The sequence below is a fragment of the Pedobacter sp. Leaf176 genome (assembly GCF_001424305.1).
In the GTDB taxonomy this organism is placed as follows: domain Bacteria; phylum Bacteroidota; class Bacteroidia; order Sphingobacteriales; family Sphingobacteriaceae; genus Pedobacter.
In genome coordinates, this window is record NZ_LMPD01000001.1 from 619730 (window position 1) to 644194 (window position 24465).

General features: G+C 38.1%; 24 protein-coding genes. 17 read left to right on the forward strand and 7 right to left on the reverse strand.

Translation table 11 applies throughout. The features are described from left to right. Positions 1-26: 26 nt before the first annotated feature. Positions 27-1796 (reverse strand): hypothetical protein, encoded by a 1770-nt coding sequence (locus tag ASF92_RS02770; protein ID WP_056087449.1) that lies wholly within the window; start codon positions 1794-1796, stop codon positions 27-29. Between the two features lie 172 nt (positions 1797-1968). Between ASF92_RS02770 and ASF92_RS02775 the strand changes: the two genes are divergently transcribed. From ASF92_RS02775 to thrC, 6 genes are all read left to right on the forward strand, one after another. Beyond that, complete coding sequence (locus tag ASF92_RS02775) at positions 1969-2427, forward strand: GyrI-like domain-containing protein (protein WP_082489431.1); 459 nt, start codon at positions 1969-1971, stop codon at positions 2425-2427. Positions 2428-2478: 51 nt separating this feature from the next. Then, positions 2479-2724 carry a DUF6364 family protein gene (locus ASF92_RS02780; RefSeq protein WP_056087455.1) on the forward strand — a complete coding sequence of 82 codons (246 nt, stop codon included), beginning with the start codon at positions 2479-2481 and terminating at the stop codon, positions 2722-2724. Further along, positions 2714-3130 (forward strand): PIN domain-containing protein, encoded by a 417-nt coding sequence (locus ASF92_RS02785; RefSeq protein WP_056087458.1) that lies wholly within the window; start codon positions 2714-2716, stop codon positions 3128-3130. Before ASF92_RS02780 ends, ASF92_RS02785 begins: the two co-directional genes overlap by 11 nt. Before the next feature lie 979 nt (positions 3131-4109). Further along, positions 4110-6560 (forward strand): bifunctional aspartate kinase/homoserine dehydrogenase I, encoded by a 2451-nt coding sequence (gene thrA / locus ASF92_RS02795; protein WP_056087463.1) that lies wholly within the window; start codon positions 4110-4112, stop codon positions 6558-6560. A gap of 113 nt (positions 6561-6673) precedes the next feature. Beyond that, positions 6674-7606 carry a homoserine kinase gene (locus ASF92_RS02800; protein ID WP_056087466.1) on the forward strand — a complete coding sequence of 311 codons (933 nt, stop codon included), beginning with the start codon at positions 6674-6676 and terminating at the stop codon, positions 7604-7606. A gap of 143 nt (positions 7607-7749) precedes the next feature. Then, positions 7750-9060 carry a threonine synthase gene (gene thrC / locus ASF92_RS02805; RefSeq protein ID WP_056087468.1) on the forward strand — a complete coding sequence of 437 codons (1311 nt, stop codon included), beginning with the start codon at positions 7750-7752 and terminating at the stop codon, positions 9058-9060. Between the two features lie 153 nt (positions 9061-9213). Here the strand turns inward: thrC and ASF92_RS02810 are convergent, their stop codons facing one another. Then, positions 9214-9540: a hypothetical protein gene (locus ASF92_RS02810; protein ID WP_056087471.1), complete on the reverse strand. Its 327-nt coding sequence runs from the start codon at positions 9538-9540 to the stop codon at positions 9214-9216. Between the two features lie 184 nt (positions 9541-9724). On the opposite strand from ASF92_RS02810, the gene ASF92_RS02815 reads away from it, so the two are divergent. The 3 genes from ASF92_RS02815 (at position 9725) to nadD (ending at position 11813) form a co-directional block, all read left to right on the forward strand. Continuing rightward, positions 9725-10588 carry a YicC/YloC family endoribonuclease gene (locus ASF92_RS02815; protein WP_056087474.1) on the forward strand — a complete coding sequence of 288 codons (864 nt, stop codon included), beginning with the start codon at positions 9725-9727 and terminating at the stop codon, positions 10586-10588. 69 nt (positions 10589-10657) lie between these two features. After that, positions 10658-11227 carry a guanylate kinase gene (gene gmk / locus ASF92_RS02820; RefSeq protein WP_056087476.1) on the forward strand — a complete coding sequence of 190 codons (570 nt, stop codon included), beginning with the start codon at positions 10658-10660 and terminating at the stop codon, positions 11225-11227. A 13-nt stretch (positions 11228-11240) separates the two neighbouring features. Next, positions 11241-11813: a nicotinate (nicotinamide) nucleotide adenylyltransferase gene (gene nadD / locus ASF92_RS02825; RefSeq protein ID WP_056087479.1), complete on the forward strand. Its 573-nt coding sequence runs from the start codon at positions 11241-11243 to the stop codon at positions 11811-11813. A 114-nt stretch (positions 11814-11927) separates the two neighbouring features. Here the strand turns inward: nadD and ASF92_RS02830 are convergent, their stop codons facing one another. Further along, positions 11928-12629 carry an SAM-dependent methyltransferase gene (locus tag ASF92_RS02830; RefSeq protein ID WP_056087482.1) on the reverse strand — a complete coding sequence of 234 codons (702 nt, stop codon included), beginning with the start codon at positions 12627-12629 and terminating at the stop codon, positions 11928-11930. 278 nt (positions 12630-12907) lie between these two features. On the opposite strand from ASF92_RS02830, the gene ASF92_RS02835 reads away from it, so the two are divergent. Continuing rightward, positions 12908-14518: a DUF6600 domain-containing protein gene (locus ASF92_RS02835; RefSeq protein ID WP_056087485.1), complete on the forward strand. Its 1611-nt coding sequence runs from the start codon at positions 12908-12910 to the stop codon at positions 14516-14518. 54 nt (positions 14519-14572) lie between these two features. Here the strand turns inward: ASF92_RS02835 and ASF92_RS02840 are convergent, their stop codons facing one another. Beyond that, positions 14573-15205: an HAD family hydrolase gene (locus ASF92_RS02840; protein ID WP_056087487.1), complete on the reverse strand. Its 633-nt coding sequence runs from the start codon at positions 15203-15205 to the stop codon at positions 14573-14575. A 76-nt stretch (positions 15206-15281) separates the two neighbouring features. Here ASF92_RS02840 and ASF92_RS02845 point away from each other — a divergent pair, with 76 nt between their 5' ends. From ASF92_RS02845 to ASF92_RS02860, 4 genes are all read left to right on the forward strand, one after another. Continuing rightward, complete coding sequence (locus ASF92_RS02845; RefSeq protein ID WP_056087490.1) at positions 15282-15509, forward strand: YtxH domain-containing protein; 228 nt, start codon at positions 15282-15284, stop codon at positions 15507-15509. A gap of 62 nt (positions 15510-15571) precedes the next feature. Then, positions 15572-16972, forward strand: a complete 1401-nt coding sequence (locus ASF92_RS02850; protein WP_056087492.1) for an MBL fold metallo-hydrolase RNA specificity domain-containing protein — start codon at positions 15572-15574, stop codon at positions 16970-16972. A 454-nt stretch (positions 16973-17426) separates the two neighbouring features. Further along, positions 17427-17780 (forward strand): hypothetical protein, encoded by a 354-nt coding sequence (locus ASF92_RS02855; protein ID WP_157263688.1) that lies wholly within the window; start codon positions 17427-17429, stop codon positions 17778-17780. Between the two features lie 187 nt (positions 17781-17967). Next, complete coding sequence (locus ASF92_RS02860) at positions 17968-18159, forward strand: cold-shock protein (protein WP_010599638.1); 192 nt, start codon at positions 17968-17970, stop codon at positions 18157-18159. Positions 18160-18229: 70 nt separating this feature from the next. Here ASF92_RS02860 and ASF92_RS02865 read toward each other — a convergent pair whose 3' ends face one another. After that, entirely contained in the window at positions 18230-18637 is a 408-nt protein-coding gene (locus ASF92_RS02865; protein WP_056087498.1) for a GxxExxY protein, read from the reverse strand. An 804-nt stretch (positions 18638-19441) separates the two neighbouring features. On the opposite strand from ASF92_RS02865, the gene ASF92_RS02870 reads away from it, so the two are divergent. The 3 genes from ASF92_RS02870 (at position 19442) to ASF92_RS02880 (ending at position 22957) form a co-directional block, all read left to right on the forward strand. Next, positions 19442-20122: a succinate dehydrogenase cytochrome b subunit gene (locus ASF92_RS02870; RefSeq protein ID WP_056087501.1), complete on the forward strand. Its 681-nt coding sequence runs from the start codon at positions 19442-19444 to the stop codon at positions 20120-20122. Positions 20123-20140: 18 nt separating this feature from the next. Further along, entirely contained in the window at positions 20141-22120 is a 1980-nt protein-coding gene (locus ASF92_RS02875) for a fumarate reductase/succinate dehydrogenase flavoprotein subunit (RefSeq protein WP_056087504.1), read from the forward strand. 66 nt (positions 22121-22186) lie between these two features. Beyond that, a complete protein-coding gene (locus ASF92_RS02880) occupies positions 22187-22957 on the forward strand; it encodes a succinate dehydrogenase/fumarate reductase iron-sulfur subunit (protein ID WP_056089108.1) in 771 nt (256 codons plus the stop codon). 319 nt (positions 22958-23276) lie between these two features. Here ASF92_RS02880 and ASF92_RS02885 read toward each other — a convergent pair whose 3' ends face one another. Together ASF92_RS02885 and ASF92_RS02890 are read right to left on the reverse strand one after the other, a co-directional pair. Beyond that, on the reverse strand, positions 23277-23669 hold the full coding sequence (locus ASF92_RS02885) for an energy transducer TonB (RefSeq protein WP_056087508.1): 393 nt from the start codon (positions 23667-23669) through the stop codon (positions 23277-23279). 222 nt (positions 23670-23891) lie between these two features. After that, positions 23892-24464 (reverse strand): hypothetical protein, encoded by a 573-nt coding sequence (locus ASF92_RS02890; protein ID WP_056087511.1) that lies wholly within the window; start codon positions 24462-24464, stop codon positions 23892-23894. Position 24465: the final 1 nt, after the last annotated feature.

The window sequence follows — 24465 nt, forward strand, 5'->3', positions numbered from 1 at the left end:
TAGAAATTTATGCAAGTGGCTTTTGCTCAATCCACAATTATCTTATCCAGTTTACTTTTAGAAATTGCAAGTTCTTTCAGTTGCTCAGAAGCCTGTTCGGCGAAGTCTGTAAACAAATTTTTATAGTAGCCTATACCTTCTGATAGCTGGTTTTTAAAAACACCCAACTGCTTCTTTTTCTTTTCGCTGAAATGCTGAAGGTGTTGCTGCAATTCTTTTTGCAGGTAATCGATGTAAAGATTTAACTCTTTAATGAAGAAATGAGGTCGATCGACCCCGGCAAGTAAGTCTAGCTTCCCGTAAATGTGACCAACCATTTCATCTAATGAATAAACGTCAGAAAAGTAGGCTAAATTAGGACCCGGGCAAATGGCAACAGCCTTATTTTCTTTCGGTTTACTGATGTTATATTTTATGTAAGCTGAAGAGCATAAACCTTCACAAAGGCAGATTTTTTCGGTAACTGAATTAAATTGAGCAGTAAACTCCTCATCAGAAAGTCCTGCCGATTTAAGACTTTCTATTTTTAAACGCTGATATACTCTGGAAGCCGTACAAATCGCCTGTTCAGTAAATTCTGTATTGTTGCAAAGGTATTTTTTTGTACAGGGGCTTCCTGGTCTGCCCTTTTCAATACGTTCTAGTCGCTGTTTTTCGATACTGCTGTTTCGGAAATTATTGAATTGGATGCCCAGGGGAGAAACTGCACTCAGATAAAAATCGTCATCCTGTGCATCGGCTAATTTGGCCAGGGTTTCGGCATCTACATTAGTGGCTTCAGGAACCAAAAGAAATGGGCTACCCCAACCAGTTGCGTCAACGCCGTAATATTTTAGCAGGAAGTCATTTTCGTCTGCCGTACCTATGCCGCCCTGAACGCTAACCCTTTGCCTTGGTGCTAAATCGACAGAAATATTTTTTTGTTGTAAAGCAGCACGGAACATTTCAAACAGTTCAGCCTGCATTGCCGCTTTTTTTGTCTTAAATTCTTCTAAAATAGGACCTAACAGATAACCTTCAGTCGCGAATGCATGTCCGCCACAGTTTAAGCCCGATTCAATTCTGAATTCAGAAACCCACAAACCTTTCTTTGCCAGGAATTTTGCCTGAATTAAAGCCGACCTGAAATCGCTCACTTTTAAAATGATCTTCTTTTTGATGAATCCGTTCTCATCAGGGAGAAAATCGGTGAAATTTTCCATGTAACTGTAAAGCTTAGGATTCATACCTGCCGAAAGAATTAGAGAAGATGTTAATTCGCTTTCTGCAAAACCACGCAATGCAGCTAAGGCGTCGGTATTTGCTTCGCCCGTAAATTCGTTATCAATGTAATTCATTTTATCAACTTTGGACATAATGTTAACGTCGATTGAACCGGGTTTCATCGCTTCGCGCAACCGGTTTTGAAAGGCGTTTTTGCTTTCACCTTCCGGATAATCGAGCATTAAGTCGTAACCCTGTTTCAGGTTGGAGGACTCCGGCAGAAGTTCAAAGTACCTGCATATATCGCTTCCCTTATTAAATTTCTGTTGCTTTAATTTCTCAAATTGAGCCGTAATTAAATCCTTAAGAAAATTCAGGTAAGTCTTAATTCTTTTAGCCCGGTAATCTTCTTCCGATTTTGGAATGGAGACAAACTTTAATCCAGCCTTTTCCGAATGGAAAGCGCGCATACGTTCAATTAATTCATCATCTACAATGGAAATAACCGAGGAAATTCCATAACGGGCAACTTTTAAAGGCGTATCAATTGAGTAACCTAAACCTAAAACCGGGATGTGAAAAGTATGTAGCATAATTTGTTCTTTGAGCCGACAAACCTATCAAAGGCGACGTAGAATCTTAGGGACATTGGTTACAAAAAAAGATGACGGAAATCATTTTTTGAATCAAGTTGTCGAGTGCTATATTAAATCATCTTCAAATCATTCAATTTAATTATTCTTTAAAACATTACCTTCACCTAAAATCTTATCCATGGAACATATCAAAGTTATTGGCATATCGGTCGAAACTACCAATCAGAACAATCAGGCTGCAACAGATTTGGGTAAGCTCTGGAATCAGTTCTTTGCTGAAGCAATCGCTGATAAAATCCCGGATAAAGAGAGTGATGCCATTTATGCCGTTTATACCGATTACGAAAGTGATTACACAGGTAAGTATACGACCATTATAGGACACTTGGTAAGCACGCTAAATAACCTTCCTGAGGGTTTGGTTGGCCGGGAAATTAAAAATGAAAAGCTTTTTAAATATGTTGCTAAAGGAGAGATGCCAAACGCTGTAGTGGAAACCTGGAAGGAAATATGGGCAGATGACATTGCTCTATACCGGACTTATAATGCCGATTTTGAGGTTTATGGAGAAAAATCTCAGCAAGGGGCAAATTCAGAGGTGGAGATTTACATAGGGGTAAGGGGTTAGTTGATACCTAGATGTATGCGCATGATTAAAATTTATGCGTATATTTGATTTATGAAAGCAAGGGTTAATTTAACGATTGAGGAAGAATTACTCATTCAGGCAAAAAAACATGCGGCAAAAATTGGTACAAGTGTTTCTGAATTAGTTGAAAGCTATTTCAGGAAAATAACACAGCCTAAACAACAAAAAGTGAAACTCTTCGAAATAGTTAACAAATTAGAGAAGCCAATTTTTCCGGAAGATTTCGATTTTAAAAAGGAATATTACGAAGCCAGAAAAGAAAAGTATGGTTTTTAAGATTTTTCTGGACATTAATGTTCTACTGGACTTTTTCCTCAAAAGAGATGACTTTGACTATGCGGAAAAAGTACTTCTTCTTGCCAAAGACGAGAAAGTTGAAGCATTCATAAGCATTTCAATTTTACAAACTACTTCATTTTACTTAGAGAAAAGTTATGGAAATAAAGTAGCAAAAGAACTCCTTTTAGAATTGTTACTCATTGTAAATATTATCGAATCCGATGAAGAAATCATTTTACATGCTTTAAATTCTTCTATAAATGATATGGAAGATGCGCTTCATTTCTACACTACGGTGAAACATAAGTTAAACTTTATAATTTCAAGCAATCATAATTTCCAAAAACTAAGCAGTACAAATTTAGAAATAATTAGTGCAAAAAAACTTCTAGAGTTGTTTTAATGATAAGGTTTATAGTAAGGTTTTTAGGATATTACAACAGTTCTTTTAGTTTTGCGCGGTGAATAATAAAAGCGACCTTAAAATCTTTGCCATTGTATCGCTAACGATATTAATTTTGTTATTTGCTTACAATGTTACTCCGATAATTCAGATTAAGTTTCAACTCGTTAGCGATTTTATTCCTGCTAGCGTTTTCTACGAAGTGGCCAAACCATTCATCTATATAAGTACCTTTTATTTTTTATCCATTATCATTGTAGCTATATTATTTTTACGCAAAAAATACTTGCCGGTTATTATTTTTGGTTGTGTTGCATTTATTCTGAATCAGATTTTTGTTCATTTGATCATGAACTAATCTCGATTGTATGCACTTGCCTGAAAGAGGAGTCATGAAATATAACATTTATAATTCGGTAAATAAATTTACCCACTTGTTAGCTGCAGAATACCCTTCCTTAAAGCGGGTTAAATGAATTGCCGCGTTTGTTCCTACTCGCAATTGAAAGAATTAGACGAAGGTTCCAGGGAACTTTAATAAATCTTATTGATTAACCACCCCGCCCTGCGGGCACCCCTCCTTGAAAAAGGAGGGGAGTTGAACTCGATTCTGAAAATCCATATTAGTTTTCGGTTCATAAAATGCGGCTATTTCATTTGGTTAAACGTTTTATTAGAATATTTTCAAATAAATCTCGAAATCGTTTGCATTTAAGAAAAATAATCTGCTACTTTACGGTGTACAAAATACACGAACAGAATGATTTTTAATACTTCAATTATTACAACGATTATTATGACCACCGGGATAAACCAGCGGGGCTAATTTGTTGTAAATTGAATTAACATACAAAACACAGAAAGCGTCCCGACACAAATCGGGGCGCTTTTTTTTTAAACCAAACTAATGAAATGCCGGGCTATAGACCACAAAAATTTAAAAACCCGGTAATAATTTAGTTAAAACCAATATAGACTAATGAAAGTATTGAAATTCGGCGGCACATCCGTAGGTTCGGCCGAGAACATTAAAACGCTGCTAAATATAGTAGCTGAGGAAAAATTAAAAAGCAATCCGGTAGTTGTATTATCGGCAATGAGTGGCGTAACCAATTTGCTAACCGACATGGCCGAAAGTGCCGGACGTGGCGAAGATTATGACGCAGGTTTAAAGGAAATCGAAGCAAAACATTTTGCAGTCATCCGTTCCCTTTTACCCGCAGCGGCACAAAACCCGGTATTTACACGTTTGAAAATCTTCTTTAACGAACTGGAAGATTTATTGCAGGCGGTAACCAATCTTCGCGAACTGAGTTTGCAAACCAAAGATCAGATTTTAAGTTACGGCGAGCGTTGTTCTTCTTTTATGATTGCCCACATCGCCTCTCAAAAATTTCCTGAAGCACTTTATGTAAATGGGGCAGAATTAATTAAAACTGACAGCAATTTCGGACAGGCGAAGGTCGACACCGGACTCACTGAATTATTAATTAACGATTTCTACCAGGCAAATCAGAGCAAGGTTTTATTTGTTACCGGTTTCATCGCAAGCAATGCCGCAGGTCGCGTGACCACTTTAGGCCGCGGGGGTTCTGATTATACCGCAGCCGTTTGGGGTGCAGCTTTAAACGCAGAGGAAATCGAAATCTGGACGGATGTAAACGGTATGATGACTGCTGACCCACGCATCGTTAAAAAGGCTTTCTCTTTACCTGAATTGAGTTATACCGAAGCAATGGAACTAAGTTATTTCGGGGCGAAGGTGATTTATCCGCCGACCATGATTCCGGCTTTCATGAAGAAAATTCCAATTGTAATCAAGAATACTTTCGAGCCCGATTTTTCAGGAACTTATATAAAAAGTGATGTACAAGCATCTAGCTTGCCGATAAAAGGCATTTCTTCTATCGACCACATCAGTATTATTAACCTAACCGGAAGTGGTATGGTAGGTAAAGCGGGTTTTAGTGGTCGGTTGTTTTCATTGTTATCCCGTGAGCAAATTAATGTGGTGTTGATTACACAATCCTCATCAGAGCATAGCATTACCTTTGCGGTTAAACCAACCGATGCCGGACAGGCGATTGCTTTAATTAAAAAAGAGTTTGAACTCGAACTGGATGCTAATAAACTGGCTTTACCGGAAGTGGAAAATAATCTGGCCGTCCTGGCTATTGTAGGCGAAAACATGAAACATACGCCGGGCATGAGTGGGAGATTGTTTAATGCTTTGGGTAGAAATGGTATCAACGTCCGGGCAATTGCACAAGGTTCATCGGAATATAATATTTCCGTGATTATCAGTGCAGGTGATTTATCGAAAGCAGTAAACGCGGTTCATGATGCTTTCTTTACTGATTTGAAACGAACGCTGAACATCTTCTGTTTAGGGACCGGAAATATTGGTAAAACTTTATTCCACCAATTGAAAGAGCAAATGCCTTTCCTGGCAGCAAACAACGATTTGCAGGTTAAGGTTACCGGCATCAGCAATACCCGGAAAATGATTTTCAATACAGATGGCTTATCGCTTGAAGATTGGGAAAATGAACTAAATACCAACGGAGAACAGGCTGAATTGGCTGGTTTTGTAGAGCGTATGAAATCGATGAATTTGCCAAACTGCATTTTCGTGGATAACACCGCAGCAGAATCGCCAATTGAATATTATCAGGAAATCTTCGAGAACAGCATTTCAGTCGTTACCTGTAATAAAAAAGGAAACTCTGCGGATTTTGCCCAATACAAATCGTTCAAAGATGCGGCCCGCAAATTTGGCGTGGATTTTTATTATGAAACCAATGTAGGGGCAGGTTTGCCAATCATCCGCACTTTGAAAGAATTGATGATGAGCGGCGATAAAGTGGCGCGCATTGAGGCGATTCTATCCGGAACGATTTCTTACATCTTCAACAATTTTAAAGGCGATGCTGGTTTTTATGAAACGGTTAAAGAAGCGCAGGAATTAGGCTACACAGAACCCGATCCCCGTGATGATTTAAACGGAAAAGATTTCATGCGGAAAATGTTAATCCTGGCACGTGATGCCGGTTATCCTTTGGAAGCAGCCGATGTAAAAATCGATAATATTTTACCCGATGCTTGTTTAAACGCAACTTCTGTAGAGGATTTTTATTCAGAATTGCAAAAAAACGCAGCTTACTTCGAAGATTTAAAGAACCAGGCGGCAGATGGCGGCAAGGTGCTGCGTTACATTGGCAAACTGGAAGACGGTAATGTAGAAATAAGCTTGCAAATGGTCGATGACAGCCACCCTTTTTACATGCTTTCAGGGAGCGATAACATTATCTCTTTTACAACAGATAGGTATAAATCTCGTCCATTAGTAGTAAAAGGGCCTGGCGCGGGTGCAGAAGTTACCGCTGCCGGTGTTTTTGCCGACATTATAAATGTGGGATCTTTAAGCTAAAAGCAGAAAGACTAAAGCTGAAAGCGTCAGTTGAAATAAAAAAGATAAATTAAGGTGATGGAAAGTTATAGATTCCTGTCTCGATACTTGATACTCACTACTTGATACAAAAAATGAAAAATAGCATAAAAGTTTTCGCTCCCGCCACAGTAGCCAACGTAGTTTGTGGCTTCGATGTGCTGGGTTTCGCCGTAAACGAGCCGGGCGATGAAGTTGAAATGCGTTTAACGGAAGCCCCGGGCGTAGTGATTAAAAAAATTGCCGGTGATGATGGTCGCCTGCCTTTAGATGCAGCGAAAAATACAGTGAGTGCAAGTGTCCAGCATTATTTGCAACACATTAACCGTTTAGATGTTGGTGTTGAAATTGAACTACACAAAAAGATGCCAATTGGTAGTGGTTTAGGTTCGAGTTCAGCAAGCACAGTTGCTGGTTTATTTGCCATCAACAAGCTTATGGGTGATTTATTAACCCCAAAAGAACTGGTTCCCTTCGCCATGAAAGGTGAGGAGTTGGCTTGCGGTTATGGCCACGCTGATAATGTTGCCCCGGCGATTTTAGGTGGCTTTGTTTTAGTGAGGAGTTACGAGCCGTTGGACGTAATTTCATTACCCACCCCAGCCGGTATGTATGCTGCAATTGTCTATCCTGAAGTGGATGTGCCTACAAAAGATGCTCGTCAGATGATTCGCAGCAAAGTATTTTTAAAAGATGCCGTTACCCAATGGGGAAATGTTGCCGGTCTGGTAAGCGGATTATTCATGAATGATTTCGATTTAATTGGCCGCAGTATGAAAGATGTTCTGGTCGAACCAACACGCTCCATCTTAATACCCGGTTTCGAAGAAATGCGGACAATTGCCATGGAAAACGGCGCCATCGGTTTTGGAATCTCGGGTTCTGGTCCGTCGGTTTTCGCTTTGACAAAAGATGAAGAAACGGCCCGTAAAATAACCAAAGCCCAACAACAGCACTTACATAAAATTAATATTAACAGCAAAGCTTACGTTTCTTCGGTTAATGCGGAAGGACCGAGGGTGATTTAAAGAAGGTGTAAGGTAAAAGGTTTAGGGCGTAGGGTTTGTACTCGGCGTCATAACCCTAATTCCTCGGTTTGTGTCTCCGCAGACCGAAACTTAGAATATCAAGATTGTGTGATAAACCAATCGAACAATAAAACAATTGAGCAATGAAACTATACTCAACCAACAATAAAGATTTACGCGTTTCCTTTAAAGAAGCCGTTTTTAACAGCATGCCACAAGACAAAGGTTTATATATGCCTGTGGAGATTCCTCAGCTGGATGCTGATTTTATAGAGAATATAGAGCAATATTCCCTGCCGGAAATTGCTTATAAAGTGGCTTCAACATTGTTAAAAGATGAAATTCCTGCTGAAGCTTTAAAAGCCTTGATTGATGAGGCGATTAGCTTTGAAGCGCCCGCCCTGAAGCTTGATGACAAAACTTTTGTTTTAGAACTTTTCCACGGACCATCGTTAGCTTTTAAGGATTTCGGCGCTCGTTTTATGAGTCGTGTGATGGCTTATTTCCTGAAGGATGGCGAACAATTATTAGACGTTTTAGTCGCTACTTCTGGCGATACCGGCGGTGCAGTGGCTCTTGGATTTTTGGGGGTGCCAAATACAAGGGTTACTATTCTATATCCGGAGGGAAAAGTAAGCCCGATACAGGAATTGCAGTTAACTACTAACGGACAAAACATAAGAGCTATTGAAGTTAAAGGCACTTTTGATGACTGTCAGGCTTTGGTGAAACAGGCTTTTGCTGATGATGAACTGAACGCAAATTTTCGCCTCACTTCTGCAAACTCAATTAACATCTCAAGGTTAATTCCGCAGACATTCTATTATTTCAACACCTATGCTCAACTGAAAAAACAAGGCTTGCAGGATGTAATTTTCTCTGTTCCAAGTGGGAATTTTGGAAACATTGGTGCAGGCTTATTGGCCTACAAATTAGGCTTGCCCGTTAAGCAATTCATTGCGGCTACGAATGTGAACGATACCGTTCCCCGCTTCCTGGAAACAGGTATTTATGAGGCCCGACCGTCTACGCAAACCTATTCAAATGCTATGGACGTGGGCGCACCGAGCAACTGGATTCGGATTATGGATTTATTTAGCGATGATGTAGAAGCGCTAAAAAAAATGGTTACTTCTTATCGATTCAATGATGAGGAGACTTTGGCTGGCATTAAAGAAATCGATTCCAGATTTAATTATGTTGCTTGTCCGCATACGGCGATAGCTTATTTAGCGATTGAGAAATTCAGAACAAAAAACCCAGAAGATGAAAGTGCATTTGTATTTTTATCAACGGCACATGCCTGCAAATTCCCGGATATTTTTCCAACAGATATTGCTGCTAAAATTGAAATTCCCGAACAGGTTACAGCATTAGAAATATTGCCGAGACATGCTGATAAGTTAAATGTAGATTTTAATGGTTTTAAACATTATTTAATGGATAAAGCTTAGTTATCGGCTCAATAGCTAGAATCTTATTGCTTATAAAAGACTTGGGTCTGATTACAATTTTAAAGCGATGATTGAGTGATTAGGCTGTATGCACTTCCCGTGTTGATCATTAGGTATCTTAAAGTTTAATTTAAACATATTGACCAGGCATACTTAATACTGTTTATTAATATCGTAACCAGTTTCATCATGCTTTGCCCGATCTCTGTAATCATCTAAAAACGCGCTGACATCCTGAGGTGGGTTAGTGTGAGCTAAAACCCTTTTTATTTCGATATCGTTATGGAGGGTTTTTATTAAATTTCCTTCCCAGTCCGTTAATGCTTCTTCAATCGAAATGCCATAACCAAGAATTCCATTTTGTGCATCTGCTCCGTATAGCACACAATAAGAATCACCCTGGCGGAATACTGACGGCTTTAATTTGTCAGCAATGCCTTTAAGCTTGGCGTCTACCAACATTTCTTTTGGAATATTCATCTTATTGCCCAATAACTTTTACTGTAAAACAATGTAGTAGAGTTAAAAGTTTGGAGCAAAAGCATAGTATGATATTGGTATGAGTAATTATAATTTGTAAATAGCAGTTAAGTTTTTACAAAAGAGTAAAAATCGGCACTTATGGATTGTCCAATTTTTCATACCTTTGCGCATGATAAAATCCATGACAGGATACGGCTTGGCTACAGCCGATTATGCAAATGCAAAATATAGTGTCGAAATCAAATCGCTTAATAGCAAATTCCTTGAGTTAAATTTAAAATACCCAAAAGCCTTTTCTGATAAAGAATTAATTCTGCGAAATGTATGCAGTAAAGATATCGAACGTGGAAAAGTTAGTCTTAGCATTAATGTAGAACGGAGTTCTGGCGAAGTAACTGGTGCGACTATAAATACAGCCTTGCTTGCTCATTATTACAATCAACTGGTTTCCGTTAACCATGAGCTAAATGCAAACAGCAGTAATTTGCTTCAAACGGCTTTAACTTTTCCTGAAGTTATCAGCTACAAAGAAGAGGGTGTGAGTGAAGATGAATGGAATCAGTTATACCAGATTTTCACAGAAGCCTTAGCGAATTTCAATAAATTCAGAGAAGATGAGGGTGCGGTTCTAAAATCAGATTTAGAGCTTAGAATCAAAAATATACTTTCCTATTTCAAATCAGTTGAAGCACTAGAACCAAAAAGAATTTCCGCAATCCGCGATAAGTTTACGCAGTTTTTAGATGATGCGGTAGGGAAAGTCAATATCGATCAGAACCGTTTTGAGCAGGAACTTATTTATTATATCGATAAAATCGATATCACCGAAGAGAAAACCCGTTTAAAAAGCCATTGTGATTATTTTGTTCAAACTTTAACGAGTAAAGAAGCTAATGGTAAGAAGCTTGGTTTCATATCTCAGGAAATTGGAAGGGAAATAAATACCATGGGTGCTAAAGCAAATGATGCGCAGATGCAGCAATTTGTTGTGGGTATGAAAGAAGAATTAGAGAAGATAAAAGAACAGTTATTAAACGTATTATAGAAATACTAAGCTTAAAGCTCAAAGGTTAAAAACTTTGGACTTTCAGCTTTAGTCTTTAGTCTCAAAAGAATGAAGCAAGGCAAATTAATCATATTTTCAGCGCCTTCAGGAGCAGGAAAAACCACCATAGTACACCATTTATTAAGTAAGTTTCCTGAACTAAGCTTTTCCATTTCTGCCACAACCCGCGAACTTCGTGGTGCTGAACAGCACGAAAACGACTACTATTTCATTACAAAAGAAGAGTTTTTGCACAAAGTTGCCCGCCAGGAGTTTGTTGAGTTTGAAGAAGTTTATAATGGAACTTTTTATGGCACTTTACGTTCGGAAATTGAGCGCATCTGGAATGAAGGCAAGCATGTAATTTTTGATATCGATGTTGAAGGAGGCATTCGTTTGAAAAGAAAATACGAGGAAGATGCTTTAGCAATTTTTGTTCAGCCACCGTCTTTAGACGTACTTAAGGAGCGCTTAAGTGGCCGTGGGACAGATAGTGCAGAGAAATTGCAGGAACGTTTTGTTAAAGCGGAGAAGGAATTGCTTTATGCAGATAAATTTGATGTGATTTTGAAAAATTACGACCTGACAACAGCTTGTAAGGAAGCAGAAAAGTTGGTTGGAGATTTTTTAAATGGTTAGCAAAAACTGAAACTTGAAAACTGGTTTATTCTTCGGCTCTTATAACCCGATTCATACCGGGCACTTAATTATTGCCAATTATATGGCTAACCATACCCAACTGGATGAGGTTTGGTTAGTTGTGTCTCCACACAATCCTTTAAAAGATAAAAGTGGTTTAACGAATATGTACGACCGGCTGGAGATGGCCAAACTGGCTACAGAAAATGCCGAAAATATTCGCGTAAGCGACATAGAATTTGCCCTGCCGCAACCCTCATATACCATTGATACCTTAACTTATCTCCATGAGAAATATCCTGAGAAAGAGTTTGTTTTGATTATGGGTGCCGATAATTTAGTTTCTTTTAAGAAATGGAAAAATTATGAGGTCTTGCTAAAAAGTTATCAAATATATGTTTACCCCCGCCCAGGTGCCGATGTTTCCGAATGGGAAAATCATCCATCAATAACTTTTACAAATACACCCTTAATGGAAATTTCATCGACATTTATTCGCAAAGCGATAAAGGAAAAGAAAAATGTACAGTTTTTTTTACCGGATAAAGTGGTCGATTTTATAGATGGAAAAGGCATGTACAGGTAATTGCACAAAAAATTTCACCTATATTATCAGGGTGCAATCAATTTCAAACCCGCAAGCGTAAGTAAGCTGGGATTCACTTCAAAATTTGTTTCTAAAAATTAACCAGACCATAAGTTAATACAACAAAAATATTGTTGGTTTTTTGTGCAGGTCTATTTCTTCTTTGCGCCAATTGTAAATGCTTTGAGTTTTGATAAATTCATCTGCTGCGGTCAGATTACTTGCAATACATAGTTGCGTATTCGGTTTACAGCTTTTTAGAACTTCTTCTAACATTTGATTATTACGGAAGGGTGTCTCGATAAAAATCTGCGTTTGTTTATAACGATTGGCGGATAGATCTAAATCTTTAATCCGCTTGGTACGTTGTTCTTTATCAATTGGTAAATACCCCCAAAATGCGAAACTCTGTCCATTAAAGCCGGAAGCCATTAGCGCTAATAGTATGGAGCTTGGACCAACCAAAGGAACTACTTTGACGCCACGTTTATGGGCTTCTGCAACAATATCGGCACCCGGATCTGCAATACCAGGACATCCGGCTTCACTCATCAAGCCAACGTCTTTACCCGCTTTAAGTTCAGTAAAAAACTGACCCAAATCTGTTCTGTTATGTTTGCCATAATCATGAACAATTAAATCTTTTTGCGGCGTTTTTAATCCTGCTTCTTTCAAAAACCGACGGGCAGTTTTGCTGTTCTCTACAATGTAAGCGTCTATTTGATTTATGGTATCGACCAGATAGGGCGTAAAAGTTTTATGAGCGACTTCCTCAGCCAGAGGAACAGGAATTAGATATAAAGTACCGTTTTGCATGATGCAAAAATACTTACAATTAATAGAATTTAAGTTTTAAAGTTTCCAGCATATGCAATATAATCTCTTTTCTAAACAGTGGTGTAGCAAATTTTATTTCTAATTGACTCATTTTCTGCACAATTATACTGGTTTCCAAACGTTAATAAATCGTTAATATGCCCTATAATGCAATATTTCGCATAAAACATAAAAACTATGCAAGCATATTAAACCATCGATAATTTTGGTTCTCTAATTGATACACACACATTAGGTTATTAAATATAAACACACAAATGAAAACACTGAAAACTACGGCACTTGTGCTGGGGCTGTTTGCGCTCCTTGCCGGAACCACAACCCTCGCCAGGGCACAGGGCTATGAAGAAAGTTACCAGGACGATGGTTACAATACTGGTAATGTTTCGCTTCAAACCTTTTACGATGAATTGTCTCCCTACGGAACCTGGATTCAAGACCCACAGTATGGTTATGTGTGGCGTCCGGATGTGGATCAGAACGAATTTCGCCCTTATTATACAAACGGTCGCTGGGCGATGACAGAATATGGCAACACATGGGTTTCTAATTATGACTGGGGCTGGGCACCTTTTCATTACGGCCGTTGGGTTATTAACAGTTACAGACAATGGATTTGGCTGCCAGATACGAACTGGGGACCAGCATGGGTGGACTGGAGAAGCGGGGATGGCTATTATGGATGGGCACCAATGGCGCCAAGTATCAATATAAATTTAAGTTTCGGTCGCCGATACAGCGTACCTGAATTTTGCTGGAATTTCATTCCCCAAGCAAGTATCTATATCAATACTTTCCCGAGGTACGATTATGGCCGTAATAATGTTTACATCCGCAATACCACAATTATTAATAACACCTACGTTTATAACAGAAGAAGTTATTATGGTGGCCCAAGACTTGAAGACATCAGACGTGCAACAAACCGAAATGTAACCGTTTACAGATATGCACAAAGCAATAGACCCGGTGCCAGCAGAATAGACAACAGGTCGGTTTCTATTTACAGACCTAGACCAGAGCGTGGAGCAGTTGACAACCGAAGTGCTGCACCAAGGAAATTTGAGCAAGGAAATGCAGGTTTTAGCAGAAATGGCAGAAACGACAACAATTACTCAAACCGTGATCAGCGAGGCAGAAATAATGACGACAATCGGTTCGGGCAGCGCAATGATAGTAGAATGTCTCAACCTAACCGTAGTGATAACGGAAATATAGATAATCGTAGAGATAACAATAACCAGCAGAATAACAGAGCTGGTGTTTATAACCGCGATGCTAATGGAAGAACTGATCGTGCAAACCAGAATTTTGGTGATGCAGAACAACGAAACAGACAGTTGGCCGACCGTACGCAGGAAAGGGGAAATCGCGATCAGCAACGTATCCAGCAGATGCAACAAAGAAATCAGCAGGACAGAATGAATCAGGATCAGCAACGTGGTCAGCGAGAGGTGCAACAACGTAATGAGCAGATGCAACAGCAACGTGCTCAGCAGACAGAGCAACAAAGAGCACAACGCGATCAGCAAATGCAGCAACGTAATGAGCAAATGCAACAACAGCGCGCTCAGCAGGCAGATCAGCAAAGAGCACAACGCGATCAGCAAATGCAACAACGTAATGAGCAAATGCAACAGCAGCGTTCTCAGCAGGCCGACCAACAACGCCAGCAACAAGCAGAGCAGCAGAGGGCACAGCGCGATCAGCAACGTTCTCAGCAGGCCGACCAGCAACGCCAGCAAATGCAACAGCGTAATGAGCAAATGCAACAGCAACGTCAACAGCAAGCTCAACCACAACAACAAAGTCGCGGTGGCGAAAGAGGTTCAGAAAGTGGCAGGCCTACAAGAGGCGGAAGAGGATAAGAATTTTGATTTTAAAAGTCCCGATGAAATTCGGGACTTTTTTTGTGAAATTATTTAAGCTTGTCCGGCTGCTTCATGAAGTTTACTAAAATCAGTTCCTCTAAAAGTAGTTTTGGCATCCGGATACAGATTTTCAGGATCCAGTAAAAAAGTGGTCAAACCCAGCTCTAAGCCAAATTTGATTTCAGAGTCAACATCGTCGCCGATTACCAGTATGTCATTAAGATTCAAATTGTGTTTACTTATCAATGTTTTGAAAGCATCTTTTTTAGTTTGATTTGAAGTTGTGACATCGACAATATAAACTTCTTCAAAATCATCAGCTATACCCAGCATTGTCACTTTTGTGGCTTGCTTCTTCTGAAATCCTGCTGTAACAATAAATTTTCTACCCCTAAGTGATTTTATGAAATGATAATCCTCCCCCGGCGTTAGTGGCGACGTTACCTCGCCGTTGACTAAATATTTTATTGCATTATCAATAGCTTCTTGTTTAAACCCGAATTTTAAAGCCACTTTCTGAAACGGTATTCTCAACATTTCTTTTTTAGCAATTTGATACTGCTCATCAGAAATGCCTAAGTCCTGTTGTTCCAGAACATGATACAAGCCGCCCATTAACTGATCCTCATTGGGCTTGGTAAAATAAATCGTATTATCTAAATCGATAAAGAAAATGCTTTTCATTATGGTTTGGTTTTTGTGTTGTTAAAAAAATAAAACAGCAGCAGCTAATTTATGTTTAATATTAAAAAATAAGATTATGACTAAGGAAACAAAAATTATAGTAGGTGTATTAGCCGGAGCGGCTTTGGGTGCAACAATTGCATTAGCACTATCTTCTGATTCATCAGATGATTTAAAAGGGAAAGTATCTGATTTTTTTAGCGATTTGCTGGATGCTTCCAAAGATAAACTTGCAGGTCTTACAGATAAAGCTTCGGGTGTAGCTGATAAGGTTAAAGACAAAATAGCCGACATAAAAGCATAAATAATTGGAGATGCCGGTTAATACCGGCATTTTTATTCAATTATAATTTCTAACCATCACGAATGAAAATAACTTTTCACGGTGCTGCACGTACAGTTACGGGTAGTAAACACCTGATTACACTAAAAAACGAAACCCAAATATTATTAGATTGTGGCCTTTTTCAAGGCATGGGAGAGTTTACCGATAAGCTCAACAACGCTTTCGGTTTCGATCCAGAAAAAATCAAATACCTTGTGCTGTCTCATGCCCATATAGACCATTGCGGCTTACTACCTCGCTTAGTGGGATCGGGTTTTGAAGGAAATATCTTTTGTACGGCGGCAACAATGGATTTGGCCAGGATTTTAATGATGGATTCTGCAAAAATACAAATGCAGGATGCAGAATTTGCCAATCGGCATTTAAAGCCGGGCCAGGAAGAGGAGCAACCGCTCTACACTGAAGATGATGTTGTTAAAACAGTCGGTAAAATGAAGATTGTGGAATACAATGAAGATTTTGATATTGAACCTGGCATCCGGTTAAAATTTACAGATGCAGGGCATATTCTTGGCAGTGCAGCCGTGCATTTAACGATTACAGAGGATAATAAACCTACCCGCATTACATTTAGTGGTGACGTAGGCCGTTATGAAGATTTGTTATTGAAAAGTCCGCAACAATTTGATCAGGCAGAGTATATTTTAATGGAATCCACTTATGGTGACTCCTTGCATAAGGATCTGGACCCGATTGAAGATATGCTTTATGAAGTGATAAATAATACCTGCAACATCAAAAAGGGAAAAGTTATCATTCCTGCATTTAGTGTTGGTCGTACGCAGGAACTTCTGTATGCTTTAAATGGATTAGAACTAAAGGGCAAATTACCTGATGTTCCTTATTATGTAGATAGTCCATTGTCTTCAAGGGCGACAGAGATTCTAAGAAACCATCCTGAAGTTTACAATAACGGTGTTAAAGAAATCTTAAAGGTGGACCATGATATTTTTGGTTTTAAAGGACTACGCTTCATCGAAACAGCGGAAGAATCCAAAGCCTTAAATCAGGATCCGAGAGCATGCGTTATTATATCCTCATCTGGAATGGCTGAAGCCGGTAGGGTGAAACATCACATTCGAAATAACATAAGCAATGTAAAGAACACAATTTTAATAGTTGGTTATTGCGAGCCATCTTCGTTGGGCGGACGGTTAATTGCCGGGCAAAAAGTCGTCAATATTTTTCACGATGATTATGAGGTACAAGCGGAAGTTCGTTCAATAAAATCAATGAGTGCACATGGAGATTATGAAGATTTATTGAAATTTTTATCAGGACAGGATCCAGCTAAAGTTAAACAATTATTCCTGGTACACGGGGAATATGAAGTTCAGCAAAACTTTGCAACCAGGTTAAAGGAACATGGTTTTAAACACGTTGCCATTCCCGAATACCATCAGGAGTTTGAACTCGAATAATTCAGATCAGATTTCTTAGCTTTTATATAAGCTGGGAAATCCTTTTTTTTCTATCGGTAGTCAAAAGCGGCTATCAGGATTTCCTAACTTCAAAGACATAATCTGTCTACTAATCAATTTTTATTTTTACGCCATTGAAGCGATCTACGATAAACATTCGTTTTATCAATGGGACTTGTTTATCTAAAATCATAAACACATTTTAGATTCTCATTTACCGGACGGATATCCGTATTTAGATAATGCTGATGATTCAGGCATCACCAGCATCTGTAAATATTAATTAAAATTAAATGTTATGGCTTTAGCTTACATCAATCTCCGTACGAAACAATATTTTAACTTCATGTGTCGCACAGAGTTTGAACGCCGGATTTTCCATGACACTTACTGCGAATTTCAAAAGAGGTCGAAGCCATTTAATTTAAACCAGCGTTTAAATACCTTTTCCCAGATGATAGAGGTAAATGAAAGCGCAAGCAGATTACATCAAAGACTTCAGTATTCCGTAATGAATACAATCGATGCTTTGGAAAATAAAATACCTGTTTTACAGGATATGGAAAATACATCTATACTTTTTGCATTGGCCGAACTTCACATTATTACCTCTGATCTGTTGAACAAAGCCGGGCATGTAGTTTCTTTAACTTATACAAGTCCGCGGTTGGTTTTACATGAGTTGGTTGGTGATTTACTGGTTTTAAGTTATGATATTAAAGGCCTTTTTAACGAAATTTTTATTGTAAAAATGACCGACGACCTTGTTGTGAACTACGAGCGGCAACAGGAGCCAGCTTATAGTTAAGGTGCCGTTTTGAAGTGAATCTTCGCTATACGAGTTGATTTTTTAAGTCAGATTTCTTAATTTTATTGTGGAAACAGGCTTTAGCATGCAGTGAACAGCATTTTAGCCCTTATTTATATATTAAAAAATAAAAAATTGATTTATAGGTATTTAACACTATCTTTGAAACAAATTAAAATACAATATAATGCAACAAGGAACAGTAAAATTTTTTAATGAAACTAAAGGTTTCGGATTTATCACTCCATCTAATGGCGATGCCGAAATTTTTGTTCATGCTTCAGGCTTAATCGATAACATTCGTGAGAATGATACCGTAAACTACGATGTAGAAGAAGGTAGAAAAGGCTTAAACGCGGTAAATGTAAAAGTAGCTTAAGAAAACTCGAACACATAAATCGTTAAAAAGTCCCGGTAATTTACCGGGACTTTTTTTATTGCCATATTTTTTATCCCTCAGGGAGGATTTTGAAGAAATCATTAACATAATACCTGGCTGATTTTGTGATGTTATCCGTAAAGAAGTTTAATAGTATTCCTTGTGGAGCTTGAACAAGTTTCATATAGGTCATTAGCTGCGCTTCATGAACAGGAAGAATATTGGTAGCCGCTTTTATTTCGATAACAATCGTTTTTTCTACGAATAAATCCAGGCGTAAATCGATATTCATTTCCAAGTCGTCATACACAACGGATGCAATATGTTGGTGTTCTACTAAAAAACCATCCTTTTCTAATTCATAGCCTAAACATTTTTCGTAGATGTGTTCCAACAAACCTGGTCCTAGTTCTTTATGTACCTTAATAGCACAGCCAACTATTTCATAAGACAATTGAGTAATTTGTTTTTTAGTCATTAATAAGTTGATGAAATAAGAATTTATATTAAACAAACTAGGGGATGGCCAGAAATAGCAGGTTTGTTATAATAAATATAGTTATTACTTCGCATAGGAAAGAAAAAACTATTATTAGTCTTTATACCGCCAGATTAGATAAACATTAAGGAAAAGAAATTTAAGGGGTGTGTCTGAAGATTTGAAAATTGTTTTCTTGATTACCTTAACTTCTTTATGATTATAAATAGGAGTATCATTATTTACCATTAGGGAACTAAGAATTTAAGGGGTGTCTGAAGATTTGCAAATTGATTTCTTAATTACCTTAACTTCTTTATGATTATAAATAGGAGTATCATTATTTACCATTAGGGAACTAAGAATTTAAGGTGTTTCTGAAGATTTGAAAATTGATTTCTTAATTACCTTAACTTCTTAATGGTTATAAAATAGGAGTATCATTATTTACCATTAAGGAATTAAGGAAGTTAAGGGGTGTGTCTGAAGATTTGAAAATTGTTTTCTTAATTACCTTAACGTCTAATGGTTATAAATAGGAGTATTATTATTAGCGTTAATGGAGTAGGCGATTAGACCCGTTCTTATTAATTACTAATAGTGAAAATAAAAAAATAATCGATAATGTCGTAAGTTCCTGAAATCTGAAGGCAGACTTTAAATGTTCTTATTATAGAATAAATTGCAAATGTGCTTTAGAATGTTTCTAAATAAATGTTTTATCTGTGTTTTGTCACAATCGTTTATAAATTAAGTCTATAAATAGATACTTTTGCAAGAAATTTAGATATAAATCCTAATCAAATGAGTGGTTTCGGAAATGCGCTTTCTTCATCAATAGGAAGAAAATACGTTATGGGTATTACAGGTATATTCCTGATACTTTTTTTAATTGTACATGCTGGTATTAATTCGTTAATTTTTCTTGACGATAATGGGTTGAAGTTTAATATCGGAGCACACTTTATGGCAACGAACTGGATAATAAGAGCTGGTGAGTATATCTTATTCCTGGGTTTGCTCGTGCATATTTATCAGGCGGTTAACCTTACAATCCAAAATAGAAAGGCTCGTCCGGAAGGATATGCTGCCTACAATGGCAATGCAAATAGTAAATGGTACAGCCGTTCGATGGGTTTATTGGGCACATTGTTGCTCATCTTTTTAGTAATTCACCTTAAGGATTTCTGGGTGGTTTCTCGTTTCACCGGGATTCCGACAGTAGACGCAAACGGTAATGAAGATTTATATGCCGTGATGAGGGAAAAATTTCAAGACCCGGTTCGGGTAGTTGCCTATGTTCTTTTAATGATTTCATTATGTTACCATTTATTACATGGCTTCGCTTCCGCCTTTCAAACTATGGGTTGGAACCATTCAAAATATAACGGCTTAATTAAAAGTGTAAGCGTCTGGTATGCAATCATTATTTCGATTGTTTTCGCTTTGATGCCAATTGCGGTCTACACACATTTAATTAATTAATTTTAGCGCAAAAGAGATATGTCAGATATTAATTCAAATATTCCAGAAGGTGAATTAACCAGTAAATGGACGAAATATAAGTCTTCTGTGCCTTTGGTTAACCCTTCGAATAAAAGAACTATCGAAGTTATAATTGTAGGTTCTGGTTTAGCAGGTGCTTCAGCAGCTGCTACCTTAGCTGAAATGGGTTACAAGGTGAAGTGTTTTTGCTTCCAGGATTCGCCCCGTAGAGCGCACTCTATCGCTGCGCAGGGTGGTATTAATGCAGCAAAAAATTATCAGAATGATGGCGATAGTGTTTATCGTCTTTTTTACGATACAATCAAAGGTGGCGATTACCGTGCCCGCGAAGCAAATGTGCATCGTTTAGCAGAGGTAAGTGCTAATATTATAGATCAATGCGTGGCTCAAGGTGTGCCTTTAGCTCGTGAATATGGTGGCTTGTTAGATAACCGTTCATTCGGTGGTACGCAAGTTCAGCGTACTTTCTATGCTGCGGGTCAAACTGGCCAGCAGTTGTTATTAGGGGCCTATTCTGCTTTGGAACGCCAGATTGGTATGGGTAAAGTAGAAATGTATACCCGCCATGAAATGCTTGAAGTGGTGAAAATTGATGGTAAAGCCCGTGGTATTATCGCTCGTAACTTAATTACAGGCGAAATCGAACGTCATTTTGGACACGCCGTTGTGTTAGGAACAGGTGGTTACGGTAACGTATTTTATCTGTCTACCAATGCGATGGGTAGTAACGTTACGGCCGCTTGGAAAGCACATAAGCAAGGTGCTTATTTTGCCAATCCATGTTACACGCAAATACACCCGACATGTATTCCTGTATCCGGCGACCATCAGTCAAAATTGACCTTAATGTCAGAATCCCTACGTAACGATGGGCGTATCTGGGTACCTAAAAAGAAAGATGACACCCGTAAGGCTTCGGAAATACCTGAAGACGAAAGAGATTATTATTTAGAGCGTCGTTATCCTGCTTTCGGTAACCTTGTGCCTCGTGATGTAGCATCTAGGGCCGCAAAAGAACGTTGTGACGCAGGTTATGGTGTAGGTGCTTCAAAACTGGCAGTTTACCTGGATTTCAAAGCTAATACGGAACGTTATGGTAGAATTGAGGCTTCAAAAGCGGGTATTCACAACCCAGATAAAGATACTTGCATGCGTTTAGGTACTGCCGTAATAAAAGAAAAATATGGAAACCTATTTGATATGTATGCGCAGATAACAGGTGAAAACCCTTACGAAACACCAATGCGTATCTATCCTGCGGTTCACTATACAATGGGTGGTTTATGGGTGGATTATAATTTAATGACTTCTGTACCTGGTTTATACTGTACTGGTGAAGCTAACTTTTCAGATCATGGTGCTAATCGTTTAGGTGCTTCGGCATTAATGCAAGGTTTAGCTGATGGATATTTTGTTTTACCTTACACCATTGGTGCTTACTTATCGAAGGAGATTTCTGTAAAGGCAATCCCTACCGATCATCCTGCATTCGTGGAAGCCGAAGAAAGGGCAAAAGGAATTCTTAATAAGCTTATCAACATCAAAGGAACCAAATCTGTAGATTATTTCCACAAACGTTTGGGCCACATTATGTGGGAAAAATGTGGTATGGCTCGTAATGAAAAAGGTTTAAAGGAAGCTATTGAGGAAATCAGAGCTTTACGTGCTGAATTCTGGAGTAACGTTCGTGTACCTGGAATAGCTGAGGAGTTAAATCCAGAGTTGGAGAAAGCTGGTCGTGTTGCCGATTTTATCGAATTGGGTGAATTAATGTGCATTGATGCATTAAACCGTAATGAAAGTTGTGGTGGTCACTTCCGCGAAGAATATCAGACAGAGGAAGGCGAGGCTTTACGTGATGACGTTAACTATGCCTACGTTGCAGCATGGGAATTTAAAGAAGGTGTAAATTTCGAACTGCATAAAGAAGAGTTGAAGTTTGAAAATATTAAAGTAGCACAAAGAAGTTATAAATAGCAGAGAGCACTGTGCATAGAGCCTTTAAGCCATATGCACTATGCTCCCCGCCTAAATCTCAATATCATGAGTACAGGAAATATGAACTTAACGCTAAAAGTTTGGCGTCAGAAAAATAATAAAACCAAAGGTGCTTTGGTTGACTACCAATTAGCAGACATTTCACCGGATATGTCTTTTTTAGAAATGTTCGATGTATTAAACGAGCAGTTGATTAATAAAGGAGAAGAACCTGTTGTATTTGACCATGATTGTCGGGAAGGGATTTGCGGCATGTGCTCTATGTTCATTAATGGGCGCCCACATGGTCCAAAAGATTTGGTAACAACTTGCCAGTTACACATGCGTTCTTTCAAAGATGGCGATACCATCGTTGTTGAGCCCTGGAGAGCCGCAGCTTTTCCTGTGGTAAAGGATTTAACTGTAGACCGTTCTGCATTTGACAGGGTTATAGCCGCCGGAGGATTCATTTCTGTGAACACTGGTAACGCTCAGGATGCAAACAATTTGCCGATACCTAAAATGCATGCTGATGCAGCGTTTGAAGCCGCAGCTTGTATTGGTTGTGGTGCCTGTGTTGCTACTTGTAAAAATGCATCTGCAATGTTATTTGTATCCGCAAAAATATCTCAATTGGCTTTATTGCCACAAGGTCAGCCAGAACGTTACCGTCGCGTGCAAAGCATGGTAGCACAAATGGATGCAGAAGGTTTTGGAAATTGTACCAATACAGGTGCATGCGAAGCCGAATGTCCTAAAGGAATTTCATTAGAGAATATTGCGCGTATGAACCGTGATTTTGCTTCTGCTAAGTTCCTCTCGGAAGAAACAATTTAAAATATACTGTGCATTCCGGTTATTCGGAATTCTTAGGCCTCAAACTTTGTTTGGGGCTTTTTAGTGTAAAGGGGATGTGAATATTTTAAATAAAATAAATAAATGAAAGGTAAGTAAACTTAACGAAACAGATTATAATTTGTTAAAATGAGGAAAATTCTATGTTAGCATATTAATTAATAATTTATTTTAAAATTTTATTCTGTAAAGTTTGTATATCAATTAAATGTTTTATAAATTTATTGTTCCGAGACAGGAGAGAAAACATAAAACCCCGACAATTTTTGCCGGGGTTTTGTGTTTATAAGTGATACCTGCATTAACTTTGAGAGAAATTCACATTTATATTGTATTTAACCCTTACAGGCTTACCTTTGATTACCCCTGCATTCCATTTAGGAGATGCGGAGAGCACCCGAACGGCCTCTTTATCAGTTTCTTTAGTTAAGCCTCTGATAACTTCCACATCATTTAAATGACCATCTCTTTCGACAATAAAAGACAACCAAACCTTACCTTGTGTTTTGTTTTTCTTCGCAACATCAGGGTATTTAATATTTTTTCCTAAGTATTCGTAAAACTTCTTAATGCCACCAGGATATTCCGGTATTTTATCTACTGATACGAAATCGTAAATTTTTTGTGCTTTGCTTGTTAGGCTGCCGGCCATTAAAATAAATAGCAAAGTTGGTAAAATCAATAATCTTTTCATGATAATAAGTTTTTATTTTTGTTGTTAATTTTTAGCAAAGTATTCCTCATACCTAATTTTCGCATTAGATTCATTTGAATTAATAAGTTTTCGGGAATGGGTCAACCTAGTTTTTATCTACCGGTTTACCTCAATGTTCAGACTTTTTTACAGGTTTTGTATTAATGATAATGACCCCGTTGTAAGCTTGCGGGCCATATTGTACAACTGCAGAATCTTTTTTTAATATTGAAACGCTCTGATTGTATTCGGGTTTAACCAACTCAATGCTTCCTTTTCTATTTTCTGCCCATCTAAAATATAAATTGCATCATTGTAATTGGGTAAAAATTGTTTGTCAATGCCTCTGAAGGTAATATTCGGTTTACCGTTTAATGATTTTATGGCTATTCCTTTTTCGAAAGTGTCGTTATAAGCCCTAAAATTGGCTGGGCTGTTTATATCTTTTTCTTTCGGCAAAATGCTATTCTTTTGCTCTAAATTTATTTTATCCACCTGCTTATTCATTGATTTTGTGGTTATGACAATCGCACCATCAATTGCTTCAATTCCAAATAATTTTATTGCATCATCGTGCCTCAGAATTGTGATTTCTGCTATCGAATCCGGACGAAAACTGTCGGTAATAGATTCCGGATTTATTTGTTTAACACCATCAATTATATACAGAGGTTTTTTAATGCCCGTTTTTTTGACGGTATAGGATACTTTTATGGAGCTATCTGAACTATTTTGCGAATGTCCGTTCGAAATTGCACCAATAAGTAATGTGGTGATTAGAAATAACTTCTTCATA